The 25,640-nt window shown below is 57.5% G+C and carries 20 protein-coding genes; 11 read left to right on the top strand and 9 right to left on the bottom strand.

Annotation, left to right across the window (positions count from 1 at the left end):
• Window positions 1-101 precede the first annotated feature (101 nt).
• A complete protein-coding gene (locus BGLCM_RS00975; protein WP_006295004.1) occupies window positions 102-746 on the bottom strand; it encodes a DUF6591 domain-containing protein in 645 nt (214 codons plus the stop codon).
• 450 nt (window positions 747-1,196) lie between these two features.
• Here BGLCM_RS00975 and BGLCM_RS00980 point away from each other — a divergent pair, with 450 nt between their 5' ends.
• The 4 genes from BGLCM_RS00980 to BGLCM_RS00995 all read left to right on the top strand — a co-directional run bounded on the left by BGLCM_RS00980 (window position 1,197) and on the right by BGLCM_RS00995 (window position 5,395).
• On the top strand, window positions 1,197-2,804 hold the full coding sequence (locus BGLCM_RS00980) for an alpha/beta hydrolase (RefSeq protein ID WP_052295109.1): 1,608 nt from the start codon (window positions 1,197-1,199) through the stop codon (window positions 2,802-2,804).
• On the top strand, window positions 2,777-4,228 hold the full coding sequence (locus tag BGLCM_RS00985; protein WP_006295006.1) for a phthiocerol/phthiodiolone dimycocerosyl transferase family protein: 1,452 nt from the start codon (window positions 2,777-2,779) through the stop codon (window positions 4,226-4,228). The genes BGLCM_RS00980 and BGLCM_RS00985 overlap by 28 nt, the downstream gene beginning before the upstream one ends.
• 8 nt (window positions 4,229-4,236) lie before the next feature.
• Window positions 4,237-4,884 (top strand): DUF6320 domain-containing protein, encoded by a 648-nt coding sequence (locus BGLCM_RS00990; RefSeq protein ID WP_148401439.1) that lies wholly within the window; start codon window positions 4,237-4,239, stop codon window positions 4,882-4,884.
• 253 nt (window positions 4,885-5,137) lie between these two features.
• Window positions 5,138-5,395 (top strand): ATP-binding protein, encoded by a 258-nt coding sequence (locus tag BGLCM_RS00995; protein ID WP_148401440.1) that lies wholly within the window; start codon window positions 5,138-5,140, stop codon window positions 5,393-5,395.
• Here the strand turns inward: BGLCM_RS00995 and BGLCM_RS01000 are convergent.
• The 4 genes from BGLCM_RS01000 to BGLCM_RS01015 form a co-directional block, all read right to left on the bottom strand.
• Window positions 5,386-5,799, bottom strand: a complete 414-nt coding sequence (locus tag BGLCM_RS01000; RefSeq protein ID WP_006295009.1) for a hypothetical protein — start codon at window positions 5,797-5,799, stop codon at window positions 5,386-5,388. The genes BGLCM_RS00995 and BGLCM_RS01000 overlap by 10 nt on opposite strands.
• Entirely contained in the window at window positions 5,796-7,448 is a 1,653-nt protein-coding gene (locus BGLCM_RS01005) for a Y-family DNA polymerase (RefSeq protein ID WP_044084442.1), read from the bottom strand. Before BGLCM_RS01005 ends, BGLCM_RS01000 begins: the two co-directional genes overlap by 4 nt.
• Window positions 7,449-7,597: 149 nt before the next feature.
• Complete coding sequence (locus BGLCM_RS01010) at window positions 7,598-8,320, bottom strand: Ltp family lipoprotein (protein ID WP_006295011.1); 723 nt, start codon at window positions 8,318-8,320, stop codon at window positions 7,598-7,600.
• Window positions 8,321-8,442: 122 nt separating this feature from the next.
• A complete protein-coding gene (locus BGLCM_RS01015) occupies window positions 8,443-8,682 on the bottom strand; it encodes a hypothetical protein (RefSeq protein ID WP_148401441.1) in 240 nt (79 codons plus the stop codon).
• Between the two features lie 321 nt (window positions 8,683-9,003).
• On the opposite strand from BGLCM_RS01015, the gene purF reads away from it, so the two are divergent.
• The 3 genes from purF (at window position 9,004) to purD (ending at window position 13,114) form a co-directional block, all read left to right on the top strand.
• Window positions 9,004-10,542 carry an amidophosphoribosyltransferase gene (purF, locus tag BGLCM_RS01020; protein WP_006295014.1) on the top strand — a complete coding sequence of 513 codons (1,539 nt, stop codon included), beginning with the start codon at window positions 9,004-9,006 and terminating at the stop codon, window positions 10,540-10,542.
• 101 nt (window positions 10,543-10,643) lie between these two features.
• Window positions 10,644-11,681, top strand: a complete 1,038-nt coding sequence (purM, locus tag BGLCM_RS01025) for a phosphoribosylformylglycinamidine cyclo-ligase (protein WP_006295015.1) — start codon at window positions 10,644-10,646, stop codon at window positions 11,679-11,681.
• A gap of 152 nt (window positions 11,682-11,833) precedes the next feature.
• Window positions 11,834-13,114 (top strand): phosphoribosylamine--glycine ligase, encoded by a 1,281-nt coding sequence (gene purD / locus BGLCM_RS01030; RefSeq protein WP_006295016.1) that lies wholly within the window; start codon window positions 11,834-11,836, stop codon window positions 13,112-13,114.
• Between the two features lie 92 nt (window positions 13,115-13,206).
• Here the strand turns inward: purD and BGLCM_RS01035 are convergent, their stop codons facing one another.
• Window positions 13,207-14,784: a basic amino acid/polyamine antiporter gene (locus BGLCM_RS01035; RefSeq protein WP_238548606.1), complete on the bottom strand. Its 1,578-nt coding sequence runs from the start codon at window positions 14,782-14,784 to the stop codon at window positions 13,207-13,209.
• 117 nt (window positions 14,785-14,901) lie between these two features.
• On the bottom strand, window positions 14,902-15,852 hold the full coding sequence (hdcA, locus tag BGLCM_RS01040; RefSeq protein ID WP_006295018.1) for a histidine decarboxylase, pyruvoyl type: 951 nt from the start codon (window positions 15,850-15,852) through the stop codon (window positions 14,902-14,904).
• Window positions 15,853-16,135: 283 nt separating this feature from the next.
• Here hdcA and BGLCM_RS01045 point away from each other — a divergent pair, with 283 nt between their 5' ends.
• Window positions 16,136-17,047 (top strand): SPFH domain-containing protein, encoded by a 912-nt coding sequence (locus BGLCM_RS01045; protein ID WP_006295019.1) that lies wholly within the window; start codon window positions 16,136-16,138, stop codon window positions 17,045-17,047.
• A 94-nt stretch (window positions 17,048-17,141) separates the two neighbouring features.
• Here BGLCM_RS01045 and BGLCM_RS01050 read toward each other — a convergent pair whose 3' ends face one another.
• Together BGLCM_RS01050 and uriH are read right to left on the bottom strand one after the other, a co-directional pair.
• Window positions 17,142-17,459 (bottom strand): hypothetical protein, encoded by a 318-nt coding sequence (locus BGLCM_RS01050; protein WP_148401442.1) that lies wholly within the window; start codon window positions 17,457-17,459, stop codon window positions 17,142-17,144.
• 226 nt (window positions 17,460-17,685) lie between these two features.
• Window positions 17,686-18,630, bottom strand: coding sequence for a uridine-preferring nucleoside hydrolase UriH (gene uriH / locus BGLCM_RS01055; RefSeq protein WP_044084447.1), 945 nt, complete (start codon window positions 18,628-18,630; stop codon window positions 17,686-17,688).
• A 516-nt stretch (window positions 18,631-19,146) separates the two neighbouring features.
• On the opposite strand from uriH, the gene BGLCM_RS01060 reads away from it, so the two are divergent.
• The 3 genes from BGLCM_RS01060 (at window position 19,147) to BGLCM_RS01070 (ending at window position 25,605) form a co-directional block, all read left to right on the top strand.
• Complete coding sequence (locus tag BGLCM_RS01060; RefSeq protein WP_006295023.1) at window positions 19,147-21,255, top strand: alkaline phosphatase family protein; 2,109 nt, start codon at window positions 19,147-19,149, stop codon at window positions 21,253-21,255.
• A gap of 202 nt (window positions 21,256-21,457) precedes the next feature.
• Window positions 21,458-22,816, top strand: a complete 1,359-nt coding sequence (locus tag BGLCM_RS01065) for an alpha/beta hydrolase (RefSeq protein WP_006295024.1) — start codon at window positions 21,458-21,460, stop codon at window positions 22,814-22,816.
• Complete coding sequence (locus BGLCM_RS01070) at window positions 22,813-25,605, top strand: bifunctional lysylphosphatidylglycerol flippase/synthetase MprF (protein WP_006295025.1); 2,793 nt, start codon at window positions 22,813-22,815, stop codon at window positions 25,603-25,605. Before BGLCM_RS01065 ends, BGLCM_RS01070 begins: the two co-directional genes overlap by 4 nt.
• Window positions 25,606-25,640 lie beyond the last annotated feature (35 nt).

Here is a 25,640-nt window from a genome sequence, read left to right on the forward strand (position 1 = left end):
CCACGGTGGTACAACCACGAGTCATCTTCAGCGTTCAAGAGGCAATCGAGCGGCAATCAAGCAGCTATCACGAAGTAATCACGAGCCACCCGCGGCGCGAATCACTTGGATTCCTGCGAGGAATCGGATGAATCAGCAGAATCGCCCGAATCGGAATCCTCGGCATCCTTCAGCGCATCAGTGAGCTGGTTGCGGGACTTTTCGGCTTCTTCCTCACGTTGGGCCTGCAGCTTCTCAGCCTCCTCGGCGGAACGCGGGATCGCCACAGCTGTCGTGCCTGTGGCTTCAATCATGCGTTTGTTGACGCGATCAATGACATCATCGAAATAGGCTTCCTGCTCAGGAGTGAGCTTCGTGTCCGAAACGGCATCGAACTGCGCCTGAATGTCATCAAAGCGCGCCAGCCACTGGGTATACCCTTCCAGCTTGTCGGCCGGAATGCCTTCCGCACTGTTGAGCATTTCGGCATAATCAGCGTAGTCCATCATGAACTGTTCGTAATTCTTGATGACTTCCATCGGCTCGGTCGTCGATGGCGTCACCGCAGACGTCGCAGCCGCTTCTCGCGCCCGCTGCTCAACAATGGCGGGATACCAGATTGTGGCAAACAGAATGCCTACAGTAACCAGCGCAGCGACCACCACTCCAATGATGACGGTAATGATCGTTTTCTTGCGCCGCTGGGCAATCTGGGCATCCACCGAGTAATAGTCTTGCTGCAATTCCTGCTCGTCGTTCTTCCGCATTAATGGATTCCTCACCATTTCACTACAGTCACCATAGGGGGTCGCGGGTCGTGCATCAGCCATCTTGCATCATCGAATAGTGCGTGCTTAATTCGCATGGCCGCCTCGCTCATGCGGCGCAACATCACTCGATTCATCCAAGGGCGATATCGTTCCTGATTGTATCGATATTCGAACTCACTACGCCAGCCGATTCCACACACGTGCACAATCCATTTGCAATTAACCGCGGTCCAGCTCGTCCCGACGGTACGCCCCGCATGACCCGCACACCCCCACATCCCCGCACGCCGCATGCCCCGTCACCCGCCGCATTTCAGTTCGCCGCAAGGGAACCGCCACCAGCAACCCCTGGCTCGCATGTCATAATGGCGGCACCCCCAGTCCGTCCGTTTTACGATGACCCTATGGCCCTGGCCTATGGCAGCAGGGACCGTGGAAGGTGGAACTATGCCCATCAACAAAGCAATATATGCGGCAATAAGCCATTTGATGCCCAATGCCAAGCACACGTATCGTCTGCAACGCGTCATGGAGGACGTCGGCGCAAAAATGGAACGGGGACTAGCGCATATTTGCGATTCGCAAGACATCAGCATCACACTCAACGACGGCTACGACTTGCAGTTGCGCGTGTTCACGCCATTGATCAGCAAGAACGAATACCGCTGGTCACAAGACTTGCAGGCAGACAAGAAGACGCTCAAAGAAAACGCCAAAAAGCTCAAAGAAGCCCGTAAAATAAGACTGCGCGAAGACGAAGAGGCCTTGCGCATTGACGAGGCGCAAGCCAAAGATGAGCATAAGCATGGCGAAACGCTTGAAGCCCGCGAATCCGACAATGAAGCCAAAATTCTTCGCGACGTCATCGCCATGGAACGCGCCGGACAGCCCATTGATTTGCAAGGCACCATCCTGTTCATGCATGGCGGCGGTTGGGCCACCGGCAGCGCCGAACTGTACACGGACGCTTGCGCCAATCTGGCATTGCAAACACAACGTCGCGTCATCTCAATCGATTACCGTCGCGCCCCCGACCACCGCTACCCCACGCCTGTCGAAGACTGCTATCAGGCCGCCGTGGCGTTGTATCAAGGCACAATGCCAATCCCGGCCGTGCCCGACCATCCTGAAGTAAGCCAGCACATCGACCCCGATGACATCGTGCTGTTCGGCGATTCCGCCGGTGGCAACCTTGCCGTGGCCATCACACTCATGGGCCGCGACCGTGGCACGTTCCAAGTCAAGCAGCTCATGGCCTTGTACCCATGCCTGAACAACGATTACAACCCCGCCACCTCACCATACGATTCAGTACGCGAGAACGGCCGTGACTACCTGCTGACCGCCCGCGACATGATGGACTATCTCGAGATGTATCGCAGCAACATCCCCGATTTGCTCGACCCGTATTTCGCCCCGCTCAACGAACAACACCTCGAGCACATGCCACGCACGCTGATCATCAGCGCCGAATACTGCCCGCTGCGCGACGAAGACGAACATTTCGCCCACCTGCTGCAAGACGCCGGCAACGACGTGCAGTGTTACCGCATGCGCGACGGCGTGCACGGCTACTTCCTGTATCCGCGCATCTCGCCGCTCGTCAGTCGTACTTACAAGGTCATCGACCATTTCCTGGACGGCGTTCCATTCTCCACAATGGAAACGGACAAGGAAGCCAAGGCTTCAGCCAAACAAGCCGCCAAGGAAGAGGCCCAGCAGGCTCGCGAAGCCGCCAAACAGGCCGCCCAACAGGAAGCCGAGCTCATCGAACGTGCCGAGGGTGCTGCCATCATCGGCACGGCAACGGGAGCCACCGCCGGCGTCAACGAGGCAGGCGTCAACGAGGCAGGCATCACCCAAGCAGACCTCACCAAGACAGGCGCCACCTCCCGCGACGTTACGGACGCGATTGAATCCGCGGTTCGCGCTACAACAGCATCAGGAGTCACACCAGCTGACACAACAGAAGGGATCGATGCGACCGATGAATCGGCTGCATCACACGCTAAGGAGCAGGATCAGGAATGGCAGATCATTCTTGGTACCGACTAGACAACGTCGGCAAATTCTATTCCTCCCAGGCCGGGCGCTCGCTGCAGACCGTGTTCCGTTACGCGGCCGGCTTGGTGGACGACATTGACGCGGATATCTTGCAGCACGCGCTCGACCGCGCCGTGCGCCGCTTCCCGAGTTTCAACGTGCGCTTGCGCAACGGCTTGTTCTGGCATTATCTGGAGCAATCCGACGAGCAACCGCAAGTCGAGCCTGAGCATCTGCCGATCTGCTCGCCGCTGCACCACGGCCCGATGAGCACGCTGTTCCGCGTCACTTACTACCGCGACCGCATCAATTTGGAAGTCTCGCACATGATTTCCGACGGCCGCGGCGCGTTGAACTTTTTCAAGGCGATTCTGCATGAATACATTGCCGAGCGTTACGACGTGCCGGACGTGCCCAGCGAGTATCTGGGTTCCGACTCCGACAAGGCCGAGAACAGTTTCGACAAGTTCTACGACCGCAACAAGAAAACCGGCCAGCCCACCACAAAAATTTTCCGCATTCCAGGGTTCAAGGACCGCTCGGCTCCCACGTTTTTGGAATATCACGTGAGCGTGGACGCCATACTCAACCATGCGCATTTGTGTGGGGCCTCGCTCACGTCGTTCCTCATTGCCGCAATCATCTGCTCGATTCGCAGCACAATGCCAACGCGCAGCCGCAACCGTGCGATCCGCGTTGACATTCCCGTGGATTTACGCAAGTTCTACAGTTCAGAGACCGTACGCAATTTCTATGGCATGACCTATGTAGCCGTCACTCCAGGCGACGACGACATGTCACTGGAAGACATGGCGCGCGAGGTGCAGCAGCAATTGCGTAGTGCTGCTGGCCGTGAGCGCGTTGAGGGCTACATGAATACGATGGTCGGTTTGGAGAAGAACGTGGCGTTGCGTTTAGCTCCTTCCCCAATCAAGGATTGGGCGTTGGAGGCCGCGCAGCATGTCACCGAGCATTCGACCACGACGACCGTGTCGAGTGTGGGCCGTTTTGAGCTTGACGAACGACTCCAGCCGTTTGTGCATACGGCCAACTTCCTGACGACTCCAGGTGGCTTGAATTTCACGATCATTTCGTGCAAGAACAACCTGTCGATTGGCGTTTCCTCGGTATATCACACGCTCGATATTGTCAAGAATCTCGTGCGTTTGTTTGCCACGCTCGGCATTGAGGGCTACATCAATATCGCGGGCGCCAATGTGGAGCAGACCTTCCCGGCTTCCCACAAAGGTTCCGACCACCGCGCTTTGGCTGCGGAAGACCGTGAGGAAGACGAGCTCATTGACACGTCCGGTTCCGTCAATGATATTGATTCCTCTGGCGCATCCAATCCCGTCCCCACCGCCGCCACCGCCCACGATGCTGGAGCCCTGAAGCCAGATATGCGATCCGACCACACTGAAGGGAGCGAGCAATGAGACGCTGCATGGCCTGCGATGTGGATTACACGGGACATATTGAACGTTGCCCGTTGTGCCAAAGTGATTTGGTCGGTGACGCCGTGCCGGGTGTGCTGCCACGTCAGATACCATTCTTGAAACCTCGGCGTTTGGCCACACAACTGTTGTTGTTCATCACTGGTGTGGTCATTGTGCTGATTGTGTTTTTCGCCTACCAGTTCCATTGGGATTGGCCTGATGTGATTGCGTCATTGTTCTCGTGGCTTGTGCTCATGCTGCTCGTCGTCAATGCCGTAGCGCATGATGTGCGGCCATTGCGCCTATGCTTCCGGCTGCCGTATTTAATCTTGCTGGCCAGTCTCGTTTGGCTGCTGTTCACGAGGAATCTGATCATTACGCAATTTGTGATCCCAATCACGTGGCTGGCCTCGTTCGCCTATGACGCCGTGGTGCTCGTAGTGCTGCGCGACCGTGCGATTGACCGCTATTTCAAGTATTTGATATTCGACATCATCATGGGTGCCGTGCTACTCGTCATGATTCCGCTCGGCTGGGCGCCTTGGCATCTGCTGGTCGTCATCAACGCCGCTGTGGCCGCAATCATGCTGTTGAGCCTCGTCATCTTCGCCCATCGCCAGATCGGCGACAACTTCCACCGCCAATTCAGCGCCTAACCACCCAGCAATCCCATCCATACCAAAACAAAGTCCCCATTGACTGCATGCCAATGGGGACTTCTCGTATCCACGCACCGCACTCAGACTATGTTCCAGCGCATGTACTCTCTCAAATATGCAATATACTTCATATCCATCCAGATTTCGAATGAGATATGAAGTATACTTCATATTTGACAGAGGCCAGCAGCTGGAAGGCATCGTTTTCATTGAGCTGCTCCGGCGCGGCTATCAGGTCCATGTGGGTCGCATGGGTTCAACGGAGATTGATTTTGTGGCCGAACGCGGGCAGCAGCGTTGGTATATCCAAGTGACGTGGAGCATGGCCAATGAGGTTACGCGGGAGCGTGAACTCGCGCCATTGCGCCAAATCACCGACGCGTTCCCGCGCTTGGTGCTCACGATGGACCGCACCGATGTGGGCACTGGTGTCACCGCTGACGGCATTCAGATTATGCACGCGGTGGATTGGCTGTTGGGAGAGGGGACGCTCCCGGGTCAGTACTGAATATCGACGATGTTGGTCAGGGCGATGCGGGAGTCGTCGTCCATGATCAGGACTTTGGCAGTTTGGTCAAAATGGTGGATGATGCCTTCGGTCACGAGATAGTCGCCGCCGTCTTTGCGGCCGTCAGGCTCGAAATGCGTGATCGTCACCCACGGCTGCGACGCCAACTGGCCGAGTACGGCGATAAGTTTCTCGTTGAGTTCAAGTTGCTCGTCAGGACCCAGCGTCACCCGCACTTTGGTACGGCGCGCGGTTTCGTCAATCGTGGCTTCGAATCCTTTGAGCGCGGCAAACGGCATGAATTGTGCCGCACGGTTGTGCATCGTCATATGTGGATGTTTGCGTGATTGGTGGTGGGGCAGATTGATGATGTCGTCATACCGGTCGCTATGTTCCAGGCTCATGCGTGGTGTCCTCCAATCTGCGTATTGCGTTCCTTCGTGCGTGCGGCTGCATCCAAATCCATGCCTTTGAGCACGGCGTTGGCGCCAAATCGTTGCTTGACGTCCAGCAGCGCACGCTGCACGCGCGTCTCAACTTCGTCTTGTTCGCGATGTTGGCGCTGCCGCTCAGCTTCGGCATCGTCGAGACCTTGAGCCGTGAACAGGTCGGGCTGTTCATACTCGGCGGTGGATAAGGGCTGCTCGACAACACGATCCGTAGGTGAGGCGGCGGCATGGTTGGGGTGGTGAGTTATGGAAGGTTCGCGGAACTCAGTATGGTCGCCCTGCTGCGGACGCGTACGCAACGCAACGAGACGCAGACGGCGAACCTGCAGATCGGGATCGGTGATGGAGCGGAAGATGCTGAGCATCGACTCGCGGATGGCCGACGCGGCCGCGGTGAACCGGCCCAAATTGAGTGAGCCGTGCACGCCTTTGGGGCGCAAACGGCCGTACCGGTCGCGAGACACGGCACCCGCTTCACCCCCTGAACCAGCCACGCGGAACGAGCCTTCCATGGCGATTCCCTCACCGGACCCTGCGAACGTTTCATAACCAATGGCCAGCTCCACACGGTCCGTAACCCAGCCTTTGTCGACCAATGACAACGCGAGTTCGTCGGCCATTTCGGCCACCACGAGGCGTGCCTCATCATGCGCGTATCCGCGCGGCAGCACCTGACCGACGCTCAGCGAGGAATCGGCGGGACGGTAGGCCTTGATATCAGCGATTGTGCACGGTTCCCACCCCCAGGCATGGTCGATCAGCAGTTCGGCGTTGACGCCGAACATGCGGTACAACAAGTCCTCGTTGTAGTAGTCGTTGGGCCCACCCAACGAACAGCGCGCAATATCGCCCATCGTACGCAAACCCAAGCGTGCCAAACGGCGTGCAATACCGTTGCCCACACGCCAAAAATCAGTCAACGGACGGTGGTCCCACAGCAGATGACGGTAGGAGGATTCATCGAGCTCGGCGATGCGCACGCCGTCTGCATCCGCCGGAATGTGTTTGGCCACAATGTCCATCGCGACTTTGGCCAGATACATGTTCGATCCCACGCCAGCCGTGGCTGTGATGCCTGTTTGACGCGCGATGTCGGCAACAATGCGTCGCGCCAGTTCATGCCCCGTGCACCGGAAATACGTCAGGTAACGCGTGGCGTCAATGAATACCTCATCAATCGAGTACACATGCACATCATCAGCTGACGCATAGTGCAAATAAATGTCGTAGATGCGTGCGCTCATCTGCATGTAATAGGCCATGCGCGGCTTGGCAATGATGAATGACTCACGCAACGTCGGGTCGGAAGCCAGCTCGGTGGCGTTCGCGGAAACGTTGGGGCTCAACCGCCTGGACGGCGCGCGCAGGCGGCGTTGCTCGTTGACGAGCTGCATGGCCTGCTCAACCTCAAACAGGCGTGCACGGCCTTTGATGCCATGGGCTTTGAGCGATGGTGAAACGGCCAGACAGATTGTTTTGCTCGTGCGGGCCGCGTCGGCCACCACAAGATTCGTATCAAGCGGGTCCAAACCCATGGCGACGCACTCGGCTGAAGCGTAAAACGACTTCAAATCGATAGCCAGATAGGTGCGTTCGCGTTGCATACCCTCCATCATACCCGCGTTATCGAACATATGTTCGACTCAGTGTGGCGGCCGCAAGCACACAAGTCCACATACACAGCACCCCATATGCGGCGCATATGCCACATATGGGGTGCGACGGATGGTTCACAAGCCTTTCGGTTGAACCGTCACTCGATCACGTCAAGCGGCTGCTCGTCCACATGCTCGATCGCGTAATCAGCTTGGGACTTCGTATACAAGTCGTTGCTGATCAGGTACTGCTTGATCTCATCATTCGTGTACGACGACCACTGCTTGTAGGACTGGGCGGCCCGCACGGCGTTCTTGTTCCAATCCACACTAATGTTCTTCATTGCGTAATCGGCGTCAGCACGCGAGAAGTGGTCGACGGTCACAAGCTGGTTATAGGTGCCGGCCTGGCTCAAATACAGCACGTTGGCATACAGCTGGGCGGCTTCAAGCGCCTGCTGCTTGTCGCTGGTTTGCGAGCGCACGTCCTTCTGCCGTTCCTGGCGGTCCAGGAACTGTTCGATGCGTTCACGCTCGATTTCAGTGTTTTGCGAGCGCTCCTGCAGTTTGTCATCGCGCTGTTGCGGCGTGAGCTGCGTGGTACCGTCCGCGTTCGGCATGTCATGCGCGTCACGTTCTTGCAAGTGGACGTTCAAAATGGTGGCCAGCACGAGGATGACGCACACCAATGCGACGATGATCCAGAACCACGGCGTCTTGTAGACTTTTTCGCCCGAACCTTCCGGCTTGGCGTTGTCCACAAACGACACGGGTGGTTGCGTATTGGCTGGCACAGGCTGCGTCGGCTGTGTTGCCGGCTGTGCGGGTTGTGCCGGTTGCTGCGACTGCGGCTGATTAGACTGCCCAACATTGTTTTCCATCGGGAAACCTTCCTTCAATCACGAATACTGCAATATCCCAACTATCCGAGGCTGATTGTAGGAAGCGAATCACAAGGAATGCTGATTACGCCTGCAAGCTAAAAATTGTGTGGCGTGCCGCCTCAGCCCGACTGGCGTGCCGAATGCGTGGCCAGTTCAAAGTCGCGCGTGAACTGCGGCACTTGCACATGTTCATCAAGTTCAGGCTGCACGTTTTCTTGTGACATTTCCGCTTCGGGTACGTAGACCGGCAAACCGTCTTCCACAGGGCACGGTTGCTCGTTTTGCGGATCTGAGGCCTGTCCCGCAACAGCTGCTGCCGCCTGCTTCATCTCGTCATCAGTATCGTGATCGATCATCACATCCCCGCTTCCCCTTGTAGAGCTATCCAGAAGCTATCCCGATAGGTACGCATGTGCGTGCACGCGTCACCTGCAGCGCCCCTCACGTTTGCCGGGTTCGCGCTGTTTGCGCCATGCCGCACACGTTGTTGCTTGCACGCTATGCCACCAAGTTGGGAAGTTCATGGGAACGCAAGCCGCGGCCGCACCCATCATGTGAGATATCTGTGCTGATTTGGCCCCCTAAATCAACAAATGTTGCTAGGGTTTATCTGGTAGCGAATCCCTTGACTCTCCAGTGAGACATCCGGTGAAATTCCGGTTGATGGAAGGAGCTTTGGCTTGTCGGCTGAACTCGAAGAGATCCATGAAGAGTGCGGCATCTTTGGCGTATGGGGTCACCCCGATGCGTCGCGCCTGACGTATTTTGGACTCCATGCTTTACAACACCGAGGTCAGGAGGGTGCAGGCATCGTCTCCAATGACCACGGCAATCTGATCGGCCATCGCGGCCTTGGTCTGCTCACACAAGTTTTCTCCGATGAGAAAGACATCACGAAACTCAAAGGCGACGCCGCCATCGGTCACGTGCGCTACGCCACGGCCGGTTCGGGCGGTCTTGACAACATTCAGCCGTTCGTCTTCCGTTTCCATGACGGCGACATTGCGCTGTGCCACAACGGCAATCTGACGAACTGCCCGTCCCTGCGCCGCGCACTCGAAGACGAAGGCGCCATTTTCCACTCGAACTCCGACACCGAGGTGCTCATGCATCTGGTGCGCCGTTCCGTACGCAAAACGCTGCTCGACAAGTTGCGTGAGGCGCTCAACACCGTGCACGGCGGTTTCGCCTACCTGTTGTTGACGGAAAACGAGATGATCGGCGCGCTCGACCCCAACGGCTTCCGTCCGCTCTCGCTGGGTCGCATGAAGAACGGCGCGTACGTGCTGGCTTCCGAAACCTGCGCGCTCGACGTGGTGGGCGCCGAACGCATCCGCGACATCCGCCCCGGTGAAATTGTCATCGTCAACGACGAAGGCTACCGCATCGTGCGTTACACGGGACTGACACAGCTGTCAATCTGCTCAATGGAGTTCATCTATTTCGCGCGCCCCGACTCCGACATTTACGGCGTCAACGTGCATTCGGCCCGCAAGCGCATGGGCATGCGTCTGGCTCAGGAGTCACCTGTCGAGGCCGACATGGTCATCGGCGTGCCCAACTCGAGCTTGTCCGCCGCAGCCGGGTACGCCGAGGTCTCCGGTTTGCCCAACGAAATGGGCCTGATCAAGAACCAGTACGTGGCCCGCACGTTCATCCAGCCCACGCAAGAGTTGCGTGAGCAAGGCGTGCGCATGAAACTGTCCGCCGTCAAGAGCGTCGTCAAAGGCAAGCGAGTCGTCGTGCTTGACGACTCGATCGTGCGCGGCACCACGTCACGTCACATCGTGCAACTGCTCAAGGAAGCCGGCGCTGCCGAAGTACACATGCGCATCAGCTCGCCGCCGCTCAAATACCCGTGCTTCTACGGCATTGATATTTCCACGACGCAGGAACTCATCGCGGCCACGAAGTCCGTGGAAGAAATCCGCGAGTTCATCGGCGCCGACTCGCTGGCCTACCTTTCGCTCGACGGTCTCGTCGAATCGATCGGCTTGCACGAGGACGCCCCGTACGGAGGCCTGTGCGTCGCCTACTTCAACGGCGACTATCCGACCGCGCTCGACGACTACGAAGAGGATTTCCTCGCCTCACTCTCCCCCGACGACCGTCTGCGTTTGGCCCGGTTCGCCGAGGAACACAGTGATTACATGGACAACGAGTTCCACACGGTGCAGATCCCGCGTCACGCCGCGAACATCGTGCCCGTCGACGGCTGATATTTTTTCTATTTCCGCCAACCCACCATCCGCTTTCAACCTTTGCAATACGAGCACCCCGGTGCCGAACAATTGGCAGGAAACTGCCGGAAAGGACCAACATGCCTCAGGCCTATGAAGACGCTGGCGTCAGCGTCGAAGCAGGATACGAAGTCGTGCAGCGCATCAAGCAGCACGTCGAACGCACGAACCGTCCCGGAGTGGTGGGCGGCATCGGCGGATTCGGCGGCCTGTTCGACCTCGCTTCGCTCGGCTACAAGGAACCGGTACTCATCTCGGGTACTGATGGCGTGGGTACCAAACTCGTCATCGCCAAGCTCATGGACAAGCACAACACGATCGGCGTGGACTGCGTGGCCATGTGTGTCAACGACATTGCGGCCCAAGGCGCACAGCCCCTGTTCTTCCTCGACTACATCGCCTGCGGCAAGAACGAACCGGCCGTACTGGAACAAGTCGTTGCCGGAGTGGCCGACGGCTGCGTGCAAGCCGAAGCCGCGTTGATTGGCGGCGAAACAGCCGAAATGCCAGGCATGTATGACGCCGACGAATACGATTTGGCGGGATTTGCGGTTGGTGTGGCCGAGCGTTCGCAGATTGTGGACGGTTCGGACATCACGGCCGGTGACGTGCTGATCGCGTTGCCGAGCACAGGCGTGCATTCCAACGGATTCTCACTCGTGCGCAAAGCGCTGTTCGAGCAGGCCGGATACACCGTGGACACCGAGCTGGAAGCGTTGGATGGCGCCAAGCTTGGTGATGTGCTGTTGACACCCACGAAGATTTACGTCAAAGCATTGAAGCCGTTGTTCGCCGCGGGCGCCGTCAAGGGTGTGGCCCACATCACGGGTGGCGGGTTCATTGAGAACATTCCGCGCATGATCCCGGACGGTTTGGCCGTGCGCATCGAACTCGGCACGTGGCCTGTGCCACCGATTTTCAAGGTGATCGAGCAAGCCGGTCAGATTGACCATATGGAAATGTTCAATATCTTCAACATGGGCGCCGGCATGGTTGTGGCTGTGCCAGCCGACCGCGCCGACGAAGTGTTGGCATTGCTCGAAGCCAATGGTGAGCAAGGCTACCGCATTGGTGAAGTCGTGGCCAAAACAGACGACGACGTGGAATTCACCGAGTAAGCGTTCCCTGCCATGCGCACGGACTGTATGCAGGTTTGTTGGCCTTGGCAACTCCTGTGCATGGCACACCTGCTGGCGTTGAGCCGGCAGTACGCAACCAATCCCCTACTATTCGGATCAACGCCAACAGTGGCAGAACGGAAGTCAATATCATGAAGATCCTCGTGATCGGTTCGGGAGCACGCGAGCACACGATAGCCAGCACGCTGCTGGCCTCGGACCACGTGAGTGAAGTGGCCGTGGTGCCCGGAAACCCGGGCATGGAGCGCGACGGACTGCGCGTGGTCAATCTCAACCCCAAAAATCAGGCCGGCATCATCGAGTTCGTGCAAAACAACGGATACGACTGGGTGTTTGTGGGGCCGGAAGTGCCGCTGATTGAAGGCATCGTCGACTCGCTGGCCGAAGCCGGCATCCCGGCGTTCGGACCGAGCAAGCAGGCCGCACAAATTGAGGGATCCAAAGATTTCGCCAAGCGTCTCATGGAACGCCACAACATTCCCACCGCAGCGTACGCGACGTTCTCCGAGCTGGAACCGGCCGTGGCCTACGTGCGCGAACATGGCGCGCCAATCGTGATCAAAGCCGATGGTCTGGCCGCAGGCAAGGGCGTGACTGTGGCGATGGACGAGCAGACGGCCATCGACGCACTCAACGACATTTTCCTCGACCACAAGTTCGGTATCGCCGGCGCCAAAGTCGTGATTGAGGAGTTCCTGGAAGGTCAGGAATTCTCACTCATGAGCTTTGTGCACGGTACGAAGTTCTGGCCGATGCCAATCTCACAGGATCACAAGCGCGCCTACGACAACGATGAAGGCCCGAACACGGGCGGCATGGGCGCCTACTCCCCCGTGCCGCAGATTCCACAAAGCGTGGTTGATGAAGCGATCGAGACGATTGTCAAGCCGACTGTTGAAGCGATGGATGCGGACGGCATCCCGTTCACTGGCATCCTGTACGCGGGTCTGATCGCGACCGCGGATGGTCCGAAAGTCATCGAGTTCAACGCGCGGTTCGGCGACCCGGAAACGGAAGTCGTGCTGCCGCTGCTCACAAGCGACCTGGCGATGGCGATCAACGATCTGCTCGTCGGTAAAGAGCCCGAGTTCACGTGGGACGAGTCGGCCGCAACGCTCGGCGTCGTGCTCGCGTCGGACGGCTACCCCGAGGACGTGATCAAGGGAGCCGCCGTGCCAGACATCGCCGTGGACGACGATTCGCATGTCTACTACGCGGGCGTGGCCGTGGCCGGCAAGGATGCACAAGAGAACGAAACGGGACTCGTTGGCAATTCGGGCCGCGTGATGTTTGTGCAGACGAAAGCCCCCACGTTGGCGCAAGCGCAGCGCAAAGTCTACGAGCTGATTCCCGAACAGGTGCCCGGCATGTTCTACCGTCACGACATTGGCGCCAAAGCGCTGAAGGGCTGAACGCAACAGTTCTGTTGATAGTTGAAAGGGGTCCCGCGATAAGCGCGGAACCCCTTTTCTGCTATCAACAGCACAGATACCAACAGTGCAGTTCAGTGGACAAAGTAGAGGATTGTCACGACGATGCCGGCCACTGCGGCCACGAGTACGATGACGACGAGAATCTTCTCCCATTTGGTAAACAGGTCAAGCAATTTCGTACCTTTGGCGTGTTCACGACGGCTCACGATGAACAGTGGCAGACCGATTGCGTACAGGATGCAGGCGATCATTAAATAATGCAGACCGGCTGAATACACAAGATACAACGCGAACACGGTGCCGAGGACGCCTGTGATCAGGCCGTTACGCTTGGAGAAGCGGATGGTGGTGGGCCATGGTTCCTTGAGCGCAATCTTCCAGAGGAACACGCAGCACAGCAAATAACATGGCATCGCCATGACTGAAGTGATGGAAATCAGCGTGTTCCAGGCACTGCCTTTGACGAACAGGCAGATCACAAAAATGACCTGCGTAATAATGGCCGTCCAAATCAACGCTGTGGACGGGGCGCCATGCTTGTTCTGCTTGGCGAACGACTCCGGGAAAATGCCGTCGCGGGCCGCATACATCGGCATCTGGCCGAGCATGATCATCCATACGAGCCAAGCCGACAACACGGAAATGATGATGCCTACATTGACCAAGTCGGATCCCCATTGGCCAACCTTCTGTGCCATGAGCACGGCCATCGACGGATTCTGCATCGCGCCAATGTCACGGTAGCCATCCACGCCCAACGGCAACAGTGAGACGAGCACATAGACGATGAGCACTGTCAAATACCCGATGGTGGTGGCTTTGGATACATCCTTTTGGCTGCGTGCCTCCCCCGAGATGACCACAGCGCCTTCAATGCCAAGGAACAGCCATAACGTGACGAGCATCGTGCTCGACACTTGCTTCATCACATTGCCGAATTCAAAATGCAGCGGCACGCCCGACTGGCTCACACCCCAAAACCCGATGACGAACTGTGAGAACTTGAACACCGTCATCATTGCCACAATGAACACGAGCACGGGCGCAATCTTGCAAACGGTGCCGATGAGGTTCAGGAATGCGCCTGATTTGGCGCCGCGCAATGCCAGCAACACCATGATCCACAGAATCAATGAGCCGCCAATGATTGATGCCAGGTTGTTGCCGCCTGTGAACTTGCCCGGGAAGAACAAGTCGAGTGTCGACATGATCAGCACGCCATAGGCCACCAACGAAAAACAGTTGCATAACCAGTAACCGTAGGAAATCAGGAAACCGACGTACTTGCCAAACCCGTGGTAGGCATAGGCGTACAAACCGTCTTTCATGTCTGGGCGTGCGGCCGACAGGATGCGGAACGTGTTGGCGATGAACCACATGCCAATGCCCGTAATCACCCAAGCGATGATCTGTCCGCCAGCCGATGCGTCCGCCGACATGTTTTGCGGCAGGTTGAAAATGCCACCACCGACCATGGCCGATATGACAATGCCCACCAACCCGATTAGGCCGACTTTCTTCGTCTGGCCAGGTTGGGCCGAAGCCTGGGTTTGCCGTGTGGCGGTCGGTGACGCTCCAGCGGCCTGTGTATGTGCGAGTTCGCCACTGGATGTGCTGGCATGTGATGCTGCGGATGATGGCATGGGCATGATCTGCCTTCCTATCTGCTGTCCAATGGACGAAAATATGGCGTGTGCGCATGGGTGGTGCGAGCGGTGCCTAGTGATGGTAACGCGATGGGCGACCATATGGTGCTGTGGCGGCGCTCACTGCAATCCGGTGAGCGATGCAAAACCTTGGGTCTGGAGCCATTCGTTGATTGTCATCGAGTTGAGTGCGCTGAAGCCTGCATCGGGTACGGCGTTGCGGGCCAATGTGACGTATGGGCCTACGGTGATTGCGTTGCCGATTTGGTTTGGTTTCATCATTTTGTAGCTGTAGCCCACATACGTACGTTCGAATAGCACGCCCGAGTCGCGGCCGCATTCGACGACCGACCAGACGATTTCTTTGCGATGCTGATCCAGATAGGCCTTGAGGTCGTCTTCGTTGTCGTTTTCGGTCCACACGCCAGCGTCCTCAATGAACAGGTCGGCGCAGTAGTCGCGGTCGTTTGACAGTGAAATCGCGATGAACGACCATACGCCATAGCCTTCGCCCTCTTCGAGCGCACGGTCGTTCTTCGGCCGGTAGGCCGTTACGCCTTTGTTGGCGCAAATGACATGGGCTCCGGGTGCCGGATGATAGCGGCGTTCCTGGTCCGTGCCAAACAGTTCGATGCCGGCGTCGATCAATGGTTTGGCGTCGTAGACGGGCAGTTCGGAACCGTTGAATTGGCGTGCGGTAAACAACGGCGTGATGCGGTTGTTGCGGATATCGTCATGCACGGCCAGGTCATGCCCCCAGATTTGGCCCATGATGCCGCAGAATGACGATGCCGTCAACATGTTGATTTGGCCCACATAGGCGTCGGCACATTCGGCTTTGTCATAGGTCACGATGCCGTCAATCAGCGCGTCATCGGTTTTGTCGACCACGCCGCTGCTGACTTTGAGGATGTTCACGTAACCGTTGCCATAGGCTCCTGGCATGCCGTAGCCGTCGCAATAGCAGTCGTAGGGACTGATGGCCGTGCGGTCAAGATGCGCATGGCGCAACGCCCCGTGGTGATGCGGGCCAATGGCGATCGTATGGCTGTCGCGGACCTCAGTATTCATTGCGCACTCTTTTCTGGTTCCATGCGTGGCGTCCGGCACTCTACCGGTGGCTGTTGCTATGCGGTGAGCGCTACGGATGGTGAATCATGATTGGTATGGCCAGTCTAAAGCGCTGAATCCTCTTGTGCCGTGCGCCAAATGGCGTTATGAAGCCGTTTGGAGGAACCGCGGTCCGGTTCCGGGAGCTGAGACACCATCACCCCGAACCTCCTCCTATCTCATATAGTGAACTTTTGTGAGTGTCTATTGTGGGCTCACGAGTTCTTCAGAAAGGAACCTCATCATGGTCGCCTCTGTGATTTATGTGGCCATCATTCTTCTACTGATTATCTGGCTTCTCGCCTCATCCATCTTTGTGGTCCAACAGCAAACAGTCGATATCATCGAACGTTTCGGCAAGTTCCACCGCATCGTTGGAGCGGGTATCCACGCGCGTATTCCGCTGATTGACCGCATTGTGAAACACGTCGAATTGCGCACGATGCAAGACAAATTTGATTTGTCGGCCAAGACCAAAGACAACGTCACAATCACGATGACCGTGGCCGTGCAGTATCGCGTGTCCCAGCAGCCGGGACGGCACATTATGGATAGCGGCATTTACCGCAGCTATTATGCGCTGGCTGATCCTGAAGATCAGATGAAAAGCTACATCGTTGACGCGCTGCGTTCCACAGTGCCGCAGTTCAATCTCGATTCGGTGTTCGATGAGAAAGACGCCATCGCCGAGAGTGTGCGCCGCCAAGTGGCCAACCATATGATCCAGTACGGCTATGAAGTGGTCGGCACACTGATCCAGTCGATCGGCTTGCCTGCGGATGTGGAAAACGCGATGAACTCGATCAATGCGGCTGAACGTGAGAAAATCGCGACACAATCGCGTGCCGAAGCGGAGAAAATCCGCGTGGTCACCGAAGCCACAGCCCGTGCCGACGCGATGAAGGAAGCGGGCCGCGGCATTGCCGAACAGCGCAAGGCCATCGCCCAAGGCATCAAGGATTCACTCTCGACAATCCAGGAAGCCGGGGTGACCTCGCAAGAAGCCAATGAGCTGTTCGCATTCACACAATGGACCGACATGATGGGCGAATTCGCGCATAACGGCAGGGCCTCCACTGTGGTGCTGCCCAGCGATTTCCAGCAGACGAGCTCCATGTTCGACCAGATGCTGGCGGCTGGTAAAGCCGTGAAATGACGGCATCATGGGCGTACGGGGCCCGACGTGATAACGCCACCCGATACCGTAAGCGTGCCGCCCAATTCAATTCCTAGCTTCCAGCGAACAGTTGTCACCGGATAGGCCGTTGAGGTGGGTAGCGGTTCAGCAGGTCGGCGCTTTCCTCGGCTACGCGCAGTATCCACTCTCGCGCGGGAGAATCCAGTCGTTGCAGATACTCGCCCACGGCATGCAACTGTTCTTCACTCCATTGTTGAGCGAGTTGGGCCTGTTGAGCGCTTGGTTCGACTTGCGCATATTGTGCGAGCGCCAGCCACAGTTGCATGCCATCGAGCACGGCGGCAAACTGCTGGTCGCCGATGAGCCCTTCGGGGCTTTCAATGTCAATCGATTCACGGTTATTCGCCGGCTGTTCTGCGTCCATATTCATCGCCCCTGCCAATGTCATGCATGCCACGGATGCATCACATGCTCATACCTACCTCTTCCACTGTATACAGTTACAACACATCTCGCATCGCATACAGCCCACGCTGAAAACGGCATCTGAAGCAGCAAACGGCAAAGCCCCGAGAAATGCGACAACAACAAAAGCCGGCCACGGGACTTTACCGTGGCCGGCGTATCAGGAGGGAAAGTAAGTGTGATGTTTATAATCAGCCGATGCGCTTCACGGCATCGATGACGAGGTTCCAGAACTTGTCAAAGTCAAGCTTGACGGCCACCTGCGTGTTGCATTCTTCCGGTGAAGGCTCGAGTCCACGCAAATCGGCCACGGTCATGCCCACTGTCAGGTCACCGCGCAGCTCGACTTCCACAGGAGCGCGACGCGTCGTGATTACCGACGGGTCAATCAGATAGGCCACCGTGCACGGATCATGCACAGGCGGATCAGTGAACTCTTCGGCGTCCTGGTACGACTTGCGGAAGAAGTCCATGAGCTCGGAGACAAACTTGGCTGTAGGCGTGCCAATTTCATCAATGCGGCCCTGCACCGCAGGTGTGCACAACGCTTGGTGTGTCAGGTCAAGGCCAATCATCGTAACTTTCCAACCCTTTTCGGCAAACACGATGTGCGCGGCCTCAGGATCAGTCTTCACGTTGAATTCGGCTACGGCGCTCCAGTTGCCCGTGTGGTAGCCGCCGCCCATAAGCACGACCTGCTTGACGCGTTCGACGATACGCGGTTCCATGCGCATGGCCATTGCGATGTTTGTCAGCGGTCCCGTCGGCACGAGCGTAATCGTGCCGGGCTCGTTGTTCATGATTGTGTCAATGATCCAGTTGACGGCATGGCCCTTGTCCAACGGACGCGTCGGCACAGGCAGTTCAGCACCGTCCAAGCCAGTCTCGCCATGCACGTAATCGGCGACCTCGAGCGGATGCACGAGCGGACGGTCGCAGCCGGCATGTACGGGCACATCGGTGGCGCCGTACTGCTGCAGGCAGGCGCGTGCGTTATACGTGCACTTCTCCAATGCAGCGTTGCCGCCAACTGTGGTCACGCCCAACAAATCAATGTTCGGGTTGGCAACAGCCAGCAAAATGGCGACCGCATCGTCGTGGCCCGGATCGCAATCGAGGATAATCTTCTCTGCCATGTCGTCCTCCTTTGGACTGTGCAAGTGGACTCGAAGGAAGTCTCTGTCGTGACACACTATAGGCTTCGCTATCTGGGAAACACGCCGCTCCATACCCCCGTCAAACAAAATTTCCACGATTCGCTAAAACGTTTTTGCAAACGGGTTTGATGCTATGATGTCCCCAACGGCAATCCGGGCGGCAGCCAGCCCAAGCAACCGCGCAGAACAGCAGGCAACGCGCCCGCCCAATCAAGGTTCATCATGTCACCCGTGCCATCGCCGTGCAGCTTCCAGCACCCGCAACCACACAACCACTGACCCGCTTTACCAGCGTTGCAGCTATGAGCCAATGTCGGCTTATGTAGGACAATGGTGTTGTTTGACCCTTTACGCTTTCCACCATACGGAAAAGCCCTCGCGCGGCATAGGCAAGCAGCCGTCGCACGAACCACACAAGGAACAAGACCGGTCATCCCCCGAGCATCCCGGCCCCACGAACTGATAGAGAACTGATAGAACACCAAGCAGGACGATATGCAACACCAGCCCACCGAGTCGAACACCTCGCACGAATCCAGCGGACGCCGCGCCGCGCAGTCGCAGTCGCAAGGCGCCAGCGCGCGTCGCCAGCGCCGCCCTTTCCCCGGCTGGCTCTATGCACTGTTGTTCATTGTTGTTGACCTCATCACGGTAGGCATTGTGCAATGGGGTGTGTCGGCAGCCGCCAGCAACGCGTCGCTCGACCGCGTCACGCTGTGGGACATGATTGCCAAAATGGGCAACGGCAACATGGTGTTCCTGTTCAACATCATTGTGGTCGCACTGATTTATCTGGTGTTGCTAATGGTCACGAACCGGTTCTGGATTGCCACACCCATACTGCTGTCGTTGGCCATCGTGCTGGCCGTGGTGGAGCGCATCAAAATCGAGGTGCGTACCGAACCGCTGATGCCGTCCGACTTGAGCTTCCTCAAATCCGACACGGGTTCGATCATGAGCTTCCTGCCGCCGGGATCAGGCTTGATGATCGGTATAGCCATCGCCCTGATTGCCGTCATTATTGCGGGTGCCATTGCGCTCAGCATCATTGACGGGCGCCATGGCTCCATGGTGCGCGGCCGCACCAAACGCACCAACGCGTTGGCCGCCATCACGCGCATTGTGCTGACCATCTTGCCCTTGGGTGCATTGTATGGGTATGCGATGCAAGTCGGTACTGTGGATTCCTGGGCCTACCATGTCTCGCGTGGCATGGGAGACACGCCAAGCATGTGGGATGCAGTCTACGATGCACAGCGTAACGGCCCCGTGATTTCGTTCCTACGTCAGATCAACCCGAAAGTCATGGATGAGCCCCAGGGGTATAGCGAGCAGACGATGCGCGACGTGGCGGCACGCTACAGCAACGTCGCCACGGAAATCAATAAAAACCGTGTCGCCAACCTCAACGATTCCACAGTGATTTACGTGCTCTCCGAATCATTCTCGGACCCGACGCGAGTGCCGGGCGTGCAGCTCAACGCGGACCCGATGCCGCAGATCCGCGCACTCAAGGGCGAAACCACAAGCGGACTGATGCTCTCGAGCGGATACGGCGGCGGCACGGCCAACCTCGAATACATGGGGCTAACGGGCATGTCGATGTGCAATTTCGACGCGTCGCTGACGAGCCCGTACCAGCAGCTCGTGCCGGGCGCAAGTTGGGTGCCGTCCGTCAACCAGTTGTGGGGTAAGCCCGTGGATTCGATTGGCTTGCACCCGTATGAAGCCTCGATGTATTCGCGCGCGCAGAACTACAAGAAGATGGGATTCTCGCACTTCTACACGCTGTCTGGGGAAAACGGTAAGGACATTATCGCCCACCAAAACAAGATCGACCACTCCCCGTACGTGTCGGACGAGGCCGCCTACCAGAGCACGATTGAACAGGTCAAGGACGTCAAGGGCGGCCAGTTCATCCAGCTGATCACAATGCAGAACCACATGCCGTATAACAACTGGTACAACAACAACACGTTCAAGGCCACGAACACGCCGGGCTCAGCCCAGCTGCCGGCCAGTGAACGCGAGTCGATCGAAACGTACGCCAAGGGCATGCAGCTGACAGACGACGCGACAATCGAGTTTTTGAAGCAGCTTGACTCGATTGACAAACCGATTACCGTCGTGTTTTACGGCGACCATCTGCCCGGCATTTACAAGACGGCCGGAGCGGACGAGAAGAACTCGATTGATTTGCATTTGACGGACTATTTTATTTGGTCAAACAAGGCCAGCGAAGTCAACGGCAAGCCAATCCAGGGCACGAAGCTGGATGACGCGGCCTACACGTCGCCGAACTATTTCATTGCACAAGTCGCAGCACAGACGGACGCGAAAGTGTCACCGTATTTGGCGTTCCTCACGCGCATGCACGCGCATATCGCCGCGATGGAACCGCCCGTCGTCAATAAAATCCAGGGATGGGACCGTATTCCTGAAGGGCAAGCAATCTATTTGAATGCCCAAGGTGAGCCGATGAGCGTGGCTGACATGAGCAAGTCCACGCAAGACATGCTGCATGATTACCAGCTGATCCAGTATGACATCACCGCCGGCAACCACTATCTCAGGGACACGGATTTCATGACGTTGCCGCGCTAACGTGCGCAAGTTGGGCGCAACTGAACGTCACTGGACGTCAGTTGCGCCCTTCCTTTTCTCCCCTGTTCCTCGCTCCTTCCCGGCGCGTTCTTACGCCGAGGGACCACTCGCCGACGAAACGCTATGGTAGGGACTGTAAACGTTTCGTCGCGCCTGTTCTTGCAAGCGGCGCGACGGTTGGGAGAGTATCCGGGAGGCGATCATGGTGGCTTGGCATGCCGTGCGCATTGTGGACGGTTGGCTGCCGATCACTGTGTATACCGTGTGCGTTGTGCTGATGATTGTACTGGCGGTCAGTCAGTTGTCCACGCAGCGGCGAGGCCGGCTGGGACGGCAGATTGTGGCGGCGCTGGTCACGGGAGTCGTCGCGTTCATCGCCGCGTATGTGGTCTCTGACGTGCGCATGTCGTTCGGCGTGAGCTTGGGATGGTATGTGATTTCGTCGTTCGCCGTGGGTATGGCCGTATTCGGCTGGGCCGTGGCCGCGTTGATCAGCGCGGCCGGGTGGCGCAAGATTGTGGCGGGACTGCTCGTGCCCGTCAGCTTGCTGTCGACGGCCGTCATGATCAACTCGTTGTACGGCGAGTATACGACGCTCGGTTCGGTGTTCGGCTACGACGATGATCTTAATTTCTCTTCCGTGCAACTTTCGCTCAGCCATACGATCAGCGTGGCCGAATGGAAACAGCAACAAGCCTCGGGCCATAGCCAGCGCATGCCCGATGAAGGACGCCAATACACCGTGGAAATTCCGGCCACCGATTCGGGATTCAAAGCGCGCCCGGCAATAGTGTGGTTGCCGCCGGCCGCATTCGCCAAGCATCCGCCAAAACTACCGGTCATGGTCATGCTGGCAGGAAACCCGGGCTCTCCAGGGCGCTATTTTGGCGCAAGCAACACGGTCGAGGTGTTGACGAAGTATGCCGAGCAGCACGGGGGTTTGGCACCGATTGTGGTCTCGCCCGACCAAAATGGCGCGGACGACATCAACGCGATGTGCGCGAACACAAAAACGCACGGGGCTGCCGAAACGTATCTGACCGTGGACGTGCCCCGTTGGATCCGCACACATTTGCCTGTCCAAACTGAGGCATCTCAATGGACGTTGGGCGGGTTCTCACAAGGCGGCACCTGCGCCGTATCGCTGGGCCCGAACCATGCGAACCTGTTTGGCACGTTGGTTTCCGTGGACGGTGAATTGCAGCAGACCAGCGGCAGCGTCGACAAAATGATCCGCGAAGACTTTGGCGGCGACCATGCAGCCTACGAGCGCCAAGTGCCGCTCAACGCGATGCGCGCCCACGCACCCTCGCATCAAACGCTGATTCTTGCCGCAGGCAGCCAAGACAAGGATGCCATACAAGTGCTCGACCCGTTGGCCCAAGCCGCGCGTGAAGCCGGCATGCACGTGACACGCATCATCTCCAAGGATGCAGGCCACAACTGGAAAGCCGTCAACCAAGTGTTTGAGTGGGCGTTGCCGTGGATCGCAGCACGGCAAGGGCTGTCCGACAACCCTCAACCTATCAGTGATTTTCCCGCTTTGGAGGTGGAACAATGAGCGACACGACACATGCAACCAGTGGGCCGGCGGAACATGACACGTCGGCAAACCGCGCGGACGCAACTACTGCGGCAGCCAATAGCGTGCAGGCCGCGGTGATGGCGGCCACCACCGATGATTTGCCGGCACAGGATGCCAAGCGGGAACAACACCAGGACCATTCCGCACGCACGTCGCAGGCCACACAGCATTCCACGCAGTCCAGGAGCCCTAGACAGCCTAGGCGCCCCAGGCGCGGCAAAAGTTTGAGCCCCGCGAGTTTGCAGCTGATCAGCGACCTCAAACAATGGGGTCACGAACAGGCGTTTGCGCTGTGGACCACGGCCGGGTTCATCCTGATCAACATCGTATGGTTCATGTCGTTTTCCATGCGGCATCGTGTCTTGCCATACCGCATGCTGTCCACCACGCTGAGCGATTTTGACATGGCGCGCTTGCTGCCGTCGTTGATACTGACGCGCACCGCGTTCCAGCTCGTAGTGGATGCGCTGCTCATTTTGCTCGTATTGTGCATTGCCGAACCATTGCTCGGCAAGATCCGTACCGTCGTGGTCGGCATTGTGGCCGCTGGCGTTGGCACCGTGCTGGGGTTGACATTGTGCGCCGGTATCAGCATGCTGCTGGGCGACACCAATTCAGTCAACGGCATCCACTTCACACTCAACCCCGTTGTGCTCGTCATTGGCACATTGATGGCCGCTTCCGCATTCGCAGGTCAATTGTGGCGCCGGCGCATCCGCATCATCGGCTACGTCGCCATCCTCGTGGTGTTGCTCTACGGCGGCAACCCCGGCGACTATTGCGCGTTGATGGCCGCCATTGTCGGCCAGATTTTGGGCCGCATCATGGCCGGGCCTCCCAAGGAACGCGACCAATGGCATTGGCAGCATTCGAGCAGCTACGAAGTGCGCCGCATCTTCTGCGCCATCGGCATCATCCTTTCGCTTGGCCCGATTGTGGCCACGACTTCACGCTCGCATGCCGGTCCGCTCACGGCCATGGCGTTGATCATGGATACTGATGACATCAGCCATACGTTGCTGCGCGAATGCTTGCTGGGCGAACGATTGCAAGGATGTATGACACAATTTGAAATTGTGCGCACCTCGATGCCTGGCAACATTGTGCATTCGTTCCTGCCACTCGTGGTGCTGTTGATACTGTCGTGGGGATTGCTCAAAGGGCGCCGCACCGCCGCGATTTTCACGATCACATTGTCATCGTGCGCGGCGCTGGCCACGTTGTATTACTATTTGCTCGCACCATTGTCAATGCAGCAGCCCGGAACGCCGGTCGATCTGCAATTGACGCCAACCGCAATCAGCAATTGTGTGATCAATACGATTGTGCCGTTGGCATTTGCCATCGCGTTGTGGATTGAACTGCGCCATTTCAACATTCGCACGGACCGCAAGGCATTGCGATCCGGCGCGTTGATCACCATAATCACGTTTGTGGTGTGTGCTGCCGTGTATCTCGTATATGGCGCGATTTGGAGCGATACGTTCTTCCCGCAACCCAGTTTCGCCCGATTGCTTGCGGATTTGCCGAGCCGTTTCATGCCGTTGGGATTCCTGACGCATTCACGCTTGAGCTTCATCCCGGTCACTTGGTTTGCCTCATTGCTGTATCAAGGCATTGGCGTGGTGTTCTGGGTTGTCATGGTCATTGCCGCCGCGCGCTGGATGCATACATCCGACGAATCCGACCGCAAGGCGCGCGACTTGGCTGAGTCGCTCGTGGAGCAAGGCGGCGAATCAATGAGCTTCATGACCACCTGGGAAGGCAATGACTACTGGCTTTCCCCGACGCGTCGCTCTGCTGTGGCCTACCATGCACTCAACGGCATTGCATTGACCTGCACCGGACCGTTTGGCGACCCGGAAGAATGGATGGATGACCTCGATGAATTCGCACGGTTCAGTTCAGACCATTCATGGGCTCCCGTGTTCTATTCGGTCCATCAAGAGGCCCGCGACCATTTGGCGTTGCAAGGCTGGCATTCGCTCAAAGTCGCTGAGGAAATGATCATTGACCCCACCACGTGGAAAACCACGGGCAAGAAATGGCAAGATATCCGCACGGCCATCAACAAGGCCAAGCGTGAGGGCATTGTCGATGAGTTCACCACATGGGATGAGTGCGATGCGGATGTGCAAGATCAGATTGTGGAAATTTCCGAGCAATGGAGTTCCGGCAAGGAACTGCCCGAAATGAAGTTCACGCTTGGCGGCGTTGAGGAGCTCAAGGATCCGCGCGTGCAAATCCTGTATTGCATTGATGCTGACGGCGTGGTGCAAGGTGTCACAAGCTGGCTGCCCACCTACCGTGATGGCCAAGTCATCGGGTGGACGTTGGACTTTATGCGCCATCGCACCGATTCACCCAATGGCATCATGGAATTCCTGATTGCACGCATGGCCCAGCGCATGCATGATTGGGATGAAGACAACCCCGATCAGCTCATTGAGTTCGTCAGTCTGTCTGGTGCCCCATTGACAGGGTTGGACTCCCCTGCCGATGCGACGAGCGACGACGATTCGAACATGACGGGTACCACGATGCTGCAGCATTCGTTGGCGTTTGTGGCCAACATGCTCGAACCGGCTTATGGGTTTAAATCACTGTATAACTTCAAAAAGAAGTTCCAGCCCATCAGCAAGCCCGTGTATTTGTGCTACGCCGATTCCGCCGCATTGGCCAATATCGGCATCGCCATTTTGCGCGCCTATCTGCCAGGGCTGAAAGCCAGCCAAATCCCCTCGATGCTCAGTTCGCTGAAATAGTGCAGCCAATAGCTACCGCATGCATGGCGCCCGAT

This window comes from Bifidobacterium gallicum DSM 20093 = LMG 11596 (assembly GCF_000741205.1).
Lineage (GTDB): Bacteria > Actinomycetota > Actinomycetes > Actinomycetales > Bifidobacteriaceae > Bifidobacterium > Bifidobacterium gallicum.